Consider the following 6773-nt stretch of genomic DNA (forward strand, 5'->3'; position numbering starts at 1 on the left):
TGATTATGAAGGTGTATCTCACGGACGGAACCAGCTTCGAGTGCGGCGGTTACAAGGCGCTCGACTCTGGCGGAGTCGTCCTCACCGCCGACAAGAAGCGCAAACAGGTCATCGGGTACGTACCGCGGGAGTCGCTGGTGTACGTCCTCCCCGACGACGTGGCACCGGGCGATTCGCTCGCCGAGGAAGGCGTCGGCGACGACGCGGGCGACGTATCCGAAGGCGACGAGGCCGAAGGCGACGAAGACGGAGACGAACACGAGACTGGCGAGAGCGGGACCGACGACCGCGACGACGACACTGACCCGGCCACCGCCGAAGCCGGCGTCGACCCGGACGTTGCGGGCGTAACCACCGTCGCCGACGGGGAGACCGAACACACCCACGAAAACCTCGCGGCGCGCATCGACGAGGTTGAAGGCCGAGTAGACGGCCTCGACGGTCGCGTGGATGCGATGACCGAACAGTTGGCGACGGTCGTCTCGGCGGGCGGCGTCGGTGCCGAGGCGGCCGCCGAAGCGGAACGACACCCCGAGGACCCGCGGAACATCCGCGGCATCGGCGAGGCGTACGCGACCCGGCTCCGAGCGGCGGGCATCGACACCGTGTCGGCGCTCCGCGAGGCGTCCGACGAGGAACTCGCCGCCGCCGCGGACGTGTCGGCGCAGCGGGTCACCGACTGGAAACGGCGGGCCGAGCGGTACGCCGAGCAACAGGCCGCGGACGGTGATACCGAACCGGAGAGCGACGCGGACACCGAAAACGAGACCGACACCGACGACGCGACCGGTGACGGGTAGTCGTGCGCATCGTCGTCGCCTCTGTTGTGGACCCGGGAACGGACTCCCGCGCAGCGGCCGTTCTGCGCACCGCATCTCGTAGTTCCCATCACGCGGGAACTGGCGAAGAGGGTGATACTGTCCCCGCCTAACTCCCAGTTGATGTACGACACAATCCTCGTGCCGATAGACGGGAGCGACTCGATGCAGCCGGTCGTCGAAGACGCCGCGGAACTCGCCGCAGAGCGCGACGCCGCCGTCTCCCTGCTCTACGTCGTCGACGAACGCGCCTTCCTGACGCTCGCCGACGAGCGCGTCGACGAGGTGTACGAGGAACTCAGGTCACAAGGCGAAGCCGCGCTCGCTGAGGCCGCCGAGACGATGGCCGAGTACGGCGTCGACGCCGCCACCGAACTCCGTCGCGGCGACCCGGCCGAGGAGATTCTTGCGTTCGCCGAGGAGATCGACGCGGCGCTCATCTCGATGGGCACCCACGCGCGCTTCGAGGACAACATCCTCGGAAGCGTCTCGCGGTCGGTCGTCGTCCAGTCGAAGATACCCGTCCTCGCCACCCCCATCGAGCGGCGATAACCCGCCCGCGCCGGGCGAGCGAACACGTCACAACACCGAAACGGGGTCCGAGGTCCCGTGTCTCGCGTATTTTTCCGATTCTCGCGGCGTTCACGGAGCCATCCCGCCGATTCAGAGCCGAAGCAGCAACAGGAGGACGCCGAAGAACGTCGATGCGGCGCTGATGAGGAGCAGACCGCCGCTGATGACGAGCGTCCCGCCGTCGAACGTCGGCGTGGCCCCGCCGGCGGCGACGTTCATCACCGACATGCCCGCCGAGAGGTCGGCGACGGGGGCGAGAACGGCGATACAGAACGTCACGAGGCCGGCGACGACGAGGGCGTACGGCGTGAACGGCGGTGTCCGCCGGGTCGGGTGCGGCGGACCGGATAGCTGCGAGACATACAGCACGTACGTCACCACCCTAATTTGGTACGTGTCGGCTACTCACCGGAGACGGACGTTAGACCCGTCCTACCGCCGCGACACCGGGATTCTCGGCGAGGCGATCGCACCGTCGGATAGCCCCCGTCGGGCGAACGTTTTTCGACCTAGGTCGAGCCTAACACCGAGCGGATGCACCGCAAAGTCGTGCTTGTGGGCGCGTTCGGGTTCGAAAAGGGCTTTTCCCCCGTGCGACGGGAAAAACAGAAACGGACCCCAACAGACGCACATCGGCGGTCGGCGTGGGGTGGGTGACGGGTGGCCTCGGTCCGGTCACCGAACTCCGGGTCCTACTGTTCGTCCGCCTCGAAGTCGAGCGCGACCGAGTTGATACAGAATCGCTTGCCGGTCGGCTCCGGGCCGTCGTCGAAGACGTGGCCGAGGTGGCCGCCGCAGGTCGAACAGACGACCTCGGTGCGGTCCATCCCGTGGCTCAGGTCGCGGCGAAGCTCGATGTTCGAGTCCTCGGCGGCGTAGAAGCTCGGCCACCCGCAGTTCGAGTCGTACTTCGTCTCCGAGTCGAACAGCTCGGTCCCACAGCCAGCACAGCGGTAGACGCCGTCGTCGCTCCGGTCGACGTGTTCGCCGGAGAACCGCGGCTCGGTCCCCTGTTCGCGGAGGACGCGGTAGGCGTCCTCCGAGAGTCGCTCGCGCCACTCGGACTCGGAGAGGCTGAAGTCGCTGTCACTCATGCGTCCAGAGAGGGTTCGGACGCCCAAAGGCTCGTCGGCTACTCGCGTCGGAGGTCGGCCGGCTACCCGCGTCGGAGGAACTCCGGCAGCCGTATCCGAGAGAAGTCGTCGCCGCCGCCGTCGAGGACGGACGCTCGGCCGACGGCTTTGGGAATACCCTGTTTGTCCGTCGGCTTCTGCATCGTCACGTCGGCGCGCCCCGCCGTAGAGGGCGATGTCTCCTCGTCGACGAGCGCCTCCCAGACGTCCTGTTTCGAGTCGTACTCCGACTCGTTGCGGGCGACCCGCTGTTTCCCCTCCTCGAAGGCGAGTTGGAGGACGCTCCGGCCGTAGGCGGTCCCGGCCTGCCGGCGGATGCGCTCGAACTCGCCGCGGTTCGGGTGGCCGAGCGCGCTGGAGACGCCGAGGGCGTACATCCGGCGGATGGCCTCCTCGTCCGAAATCGTCCGCCAGTCCGTTCCGAAGACCCGTTCGTACATTGTTGTGGTTACCTCAGAGGTCGACCTTCGAGCGGGGGTCGACGACTAGTCCGTTGTCGGTGAACTCGAGCGACCGGATGTCGCAGTCGATGTTCGTCCCGCGCATCTTGATGACCTGAATGCCGCGCGTCATGCCCGTCGCCTCCAGATAGTTGTGGAAGAACACCACGCCGTGGGCGAGGAAGTGCTCGTCGGAGTACGACGAGGGGTCGGTCATCTCGGAGATGAGAAGCGTCGTGGCGTCGCCCTGCTTGAGCGCCGTCAGAAACCGCGTCATCTCCTCGGAGCCGTTGGCGAAAAACAGCCGGAGCAACATCGTCGAGTCGATAACGAGGCGGTCGACCTGCCGGGAGTTGACGAACGCGACGATTTTGTCGGTGAGGCTCTGGACGCTCGACGACCCCCCGCTCTGGGAGAACTTGTTGAGAATGTGTTTCCCCTTCGGGCTCACGAGGTTGATGAATCGAAAGCCCTCGGAGCTGGCGAGCGTCTCGAAGCCGAAGTCGAAACTCGACATGTCGTTTATCAGCTCGTCTTCGGTCTCGTGCATGGTGATGTACATGCACTTCTCGCCGTTACGAAGCCCCTCGGCCATGAACTGCGACGTGAACGTCGTCTTCCCGCTGCCCGGCGGCCCGCTCAGTACGTACAGTCGGCGCGGGAGGAAACCCCCCTGGATGAGTTCGTCGAACCCGCTTACCCCACTCGGAATCCGCATGGTCGGACACTCGCCCGTCTTATTATAATCGTTCCGGGACTAGTATCGAAATTGAGACTTCGAGACGGCACCGAGCGCCTGACTCGTCACTCGGGGAACAGTTCGACCTCAGATTCGATACTGTCGATAGTCGCCACGTCACCCGCGTCGAGTTCCAGCGAGACGGCGTCGAGGTTCGCCCGGAGGTGGCGCTCGCTCGACGCCTTCGGGATGGGACACAGCCCCTTTTCGGCCAGCCACGCGAGGCTCACCGCTTCGGGCGTCGCGTCGTGTTTCTCCGCGACCGCGACGACCTCGTCAACGTCGCGGACGCGGCCCCCCGAAAGCGGCGAGTACGCGACCACGTCGTAGCCGTGTTTCTCGGCGTGGTCGAGGAGTTCGGGGCGCTGGAACAGCGGGTGGTACTCCGTCTGGTGAGCGACGAGCGGCGCGTCGAGCAGGTCGAGCGCCTCATCCAACTCGGCGACGGCGAAGTTGCTCACGCCGACCCCGTGGGCGAGGCCGTCGTCGACGAGTTCGTCGAAGGCCGCAAGCGTCGCCTCGGGGTCGTAGGTGTCGATGGGGCGGTGGACGTACAGGAGGTCAACCGAGTCGGTTCCGAGCTTTTCGAGGCTCTCGCGGGTCGTCCGGCGCACGTCGGCGGGCGCGAGGCTGTCCGCCCAGACCTTGGTGGCGAGCGTCACGTCCTCGCGGGGGACGTCGGCGGCCGCGAGCGCGTCGCCGACGACCGCCTCGTTCCCGTAAATCTGTGCGGTGTCGACGTGTCGGTAGCCCAACTCCAGCGCCGTCGTCACGGCGGCGGCCTCGTCGGGCGTGTCGAGGCCCATCGTCCCGAGACCGATTCGGGGGAGGGAGTGGGTCATCGAGACGACGCACCGCCCTCGCGGCCGCCGTCAGCCGCGGGGCCAGACGCGGCGGACGCGTCGCCGACGACGGGCACGCCGTCGAGTTCGAGCAGGTCGTCGAGGCCGGCGATTTCGTGGGTCGGGTCGGGTGTCGGCGTGTGGTCGGCGCGGTGGCCGCGGCGGATGAACGCCGAGTCGACGCCCGCGGCCTCGGCGGCGGCGATGTCGCTGTCGCTGTCGCCGACGAACAGCGGCGAGTCGACGCCGAGGTCGGCCATGGCGCGTTCGAGGTAGTAGGGTTCGGGCTTCTTGCGGTGGAGGCTCGTCATCGAGGGCTCGCGGCCGTAGGCGGTACCGAACAGGTCCGCGGCGTCGAGGTGGTCGACGACGAAGTCGATGGTGGCCTGCTGGTTGCTGGAGACGATGCCCATCGGGGCGTCGATGCGGCGGAGCGCGTCGAAGTCGTCGTAGGGGACTTTCCGGCCGTTGGCGATGGCCCGCTGTTGGGCGGCCGACTGGCGTTCGTCGCGGACGCGGAACAGCGTCTCGGGGTCGAGGTCGTAGGGCTCGGCGGCGGCGCGCACGTCCTCGGGAGAGACGTGGATGACCACCTGCTCGACGTGGTCCGGGTCGGGGTCGGCGACGCCGAGTTCGGCGAAGGCGTCCCACGTCGCGTCGCGGAGGGGCGAGAGTTCGACGAGCGTGGTCAACACGCCGTCGTGGTCGAAGATGACCGAGTCGTACATACCCGGACTCCGGCGGCGCGACGTGAATCATTTTCGCCTCCGGCCGCGGCCGCGAGCACGAACACGGTCCCCAATCCCGCCGCGTTGCGAGTCTTTTAGCGCCTCGAAGCCTCACGTCTGACCAATGCTGGCTGGACTCACACGCGGGGTGGCGAGATGACTCGCGACGTGTGCATCGTCGGAGCCGGGGCCGCTGGGGCTGGCGCGGCCTACGCGCTCCGCGAGGCGAACGCGAACGTCACGATTCTCGAGAAGAGCCGCGGCGTGTGCGGGCGCGCCGCGACGCGCCGCCGACACGGCTGTCGGTACGACCATGGCGCGAACTACGTGAAAGACTACGACCGCCGAACGGCGCAGCTCGTCCGCGGACTGGGCGCGGACGGGTTGGTCAACATCGACGAGCCAGTCTGGACGTTCGACGGCGACGGCGTCATCTCGGAAGGCGACAACCGGGACCAACACAAGTGGACGTGGACCGAGGGCATCACGCAACTGGCGAAGCGCCTGCTCGCGGAGACCGAGGCGACCGTCGAGCGCGAGACGCGCGTGGCCGCCATCGACCACAACCCCGACAGCGGCTACTGGTCCGTCGTCGACGAGGCGGGGACGCGACACGGTCCGTTCGACTCGGTGCTCCTGACGCCGCCGGCCCCGCAGACGGCCGGGATTCTCACCGAGATGGGCTGGGGCGACCAGTGCATGGTCGCGCTCCGCGAGGCCATCGGGAGCGTCGAGTACCGGACGGTTCGAACCGTCGTCCTCCACTACCCCTTCGAGCGCGAGGAGCCGTGGTACGCCCTCGTCAACCCCGACAAGACCCACCCGGTCGGCTGGGTCGCCCGCGAGGAGTGCAAGGAGGGCCACGTCCCCGACGGCGAGAGCCTGCTCGTCGTCCAACCGAGCCCCGAGTGGTCCGAAGCGCACTACGACGACCCCCTCGACGACGCGGCCGACGAGGTCGCCGGAATGGTCGCCGAACTCCTCGACGACGAGCGCCTACGCGACCCCGACTGGGTGGACGACCAGGGCTGGCGGTACGCCCTCCCCGACGGCGTCGCCGACCGCGAGATACTCCGCCGCGGGGAGTCACACGGCCTCTACTTCGCTGGCGACTGGACGGTCGGCGAGGGCCGAGTCCACGCCGCGCTCTGGAGCGGCGTCGACGCGGGCGAGCGAATCGCCGAGCAGTAGACGAAAAGAGCCGACGGCGACGACAATAGCCTCAAGGGTCGATGCGACGACCTCGACGCGGCCTCAGATGTCGGCGTCTTCGCCGTACACCGACTCGCCGCGCTGGAGTCGCGCGGCGATGCCGAACGTCTGTTCTCGCTCCCGGCGCGTCGGCGAGTGCGCCGCGAGGTAGCGCGCGACGCCGACGAGGAGGGTCCGCGCCTCCTCGGGCGGCCGCGTCGCCGCCTGTCTGAACCCGGCTTCGAGCGCCTGATAGGTGTGGAAGCCGGCGTCTTCGCGGAGCAGCGCGCCACCGAGTTCGCGGCGGAG

Annotated in this window: 8 protein-coding genes and 2 pseudogenes; 3 read left to right on the plus strand and 7 right to left on the minus strand. The window is 68.0% G+C overall.

Annotation, left to right across the window (positions count from 1 at the left end; genetic code table 11):
* The first annotated feature begins 5 nt into the window (after positions 1–5).
* Both NKF06_RS10190 and NKF06_RS10195 read left to right on the plus strand, forming a co-directional pair.
* On the plus strand, positions 6–800 hold the full coding sequence (locus NKF06_RS10190) for a helix-hairpin-helix domain-containing protein (RefSeq protein ID WP_253245318.1): 795 nt from the start codon (positions 6–8) through the stop codon (positions 798–800).
* A gap of 141 nt (positions 801–941) precedes the next feature.
* Complete coding sequence (locus NKF06_RS10195; RefSeq protein ID WP_004975577.1) at positions 942–1370, plus strand: universal stress protein; 429 nt, start codon at positions 942–944, stop codon at positions 1368–1370.
* A gap of 111 nt (positions 1371–1481) precedes the next feature.
* On the opposite strand, the pseudogene NKF06_RS10200 reads toward NKF06_RS10195, so the two are convergent.
* The 6 genes and pseudogenes from NKF06_RS10200 to NKF06_RS10225 form a co-directional block, all read right to left on the minus strand.
* A pseudogene (locus NKF06_RS10200) lies at positions 1482–1753 on the minus strand (hypothetical protein).
* A 330-nt stretch (positions 1754–2083) separates the two neighbouring features.
* Positions 2084–2485 carry a peptide-methionine (R)-S-oxide reductase MsrB gene (msrB, locus tag NKF06_RS10205; RefSeq protein WP_058826039.1) on the minus strand — a complete coding sequence of 134 codons (402 nt, stop codon included), beginning with the start codon at positions 2483–2485 and terminating at the stop codon, positions 2084–2086.
* 62 nt (positions 2486–2547) lie between these two features.
* On the minus strand, positions 2548–2964 hold the full coding sequence (locus NKF06_RS10210) for a hypothetical protein (RefSeq protein ID WP_004975580.1): 417 nt from the start codon (positions 2962–2964) through the stop codon (positions 2548–2550).
* A 13-nt stretch (positions 2965–2977) separates the two neighbouring features.
* The gene (locus tag NKF06_RS10215) at positions 2978–3682 is read right to left on the minus strand and encodes an ATPase domain-containing protein (RefSeq protein WP_058826040.1); all 705 of its coding nucleotides are present in this window, start codon (positions 3680–3682) and stop codon (positions 2978–2980) included.
* 86 nt (positions 3683–3768) lie between these two features.
* Positions 3769–4545, minus strand: a complete 777-nt coding sequence (locus tag NKF06_RS10220; RefSeq protein WP_253245320.1) for an aldo/keto reductase — start codon at positions 4543–4545, stop codon at positions 3769–3771.
* Positions 4542–5273 carry an HAD family hydrolase gene (locus tag NKF06_RS10225; protein WP_253245321.1) on the minus strand — a complete coding sequence of 244 codons (732 nt, stop codon included), beginning with the start codon at positions 5271–5273 and terminating at the stop codon, positions 4542–4544. Before NKF06_RS10225 ends, NKF06_RS10220 begins: the two co-directional genes overlap by 4 nt.
* Positions 5274–5429: 156 nt before the next feature.
* Here NKF06_RS10225 and NKF06_RS10230 point away from each other — a divergent pair, with 156 nt between their 5' ends.
* On the plus strand, positions 5430–6464 hold the full coding sequence (locus NKF06_RS10230) for an FAD-dependent oxidoreductase (protein WP_058826043.1): 1035 nt from the start codon (positions 5430–5432) through the stop codon (positions 6462–6464).
* Positions 6465–6527: 63 nt separating this feature from the next.
* On the opposite strand, the pseudogene NKF06_RS10235 reads toward NKF06_RS10230, so the two are convergent.
* Positions 6528–6773 (minus strand): annotated as a pseudogene (locus NKF06_RS10235) (Rieske (2Fe-2S) protein); the annotation flags it as partial.

The sequence above is a fragment of the Haloferax sp. AB510 genome (assembly GCF_024136985.1).
Lineage (GTDB): Archaea > Halobacteriota > Halobacteria > Halobacteriales > Haloferacaceae > Haloferax.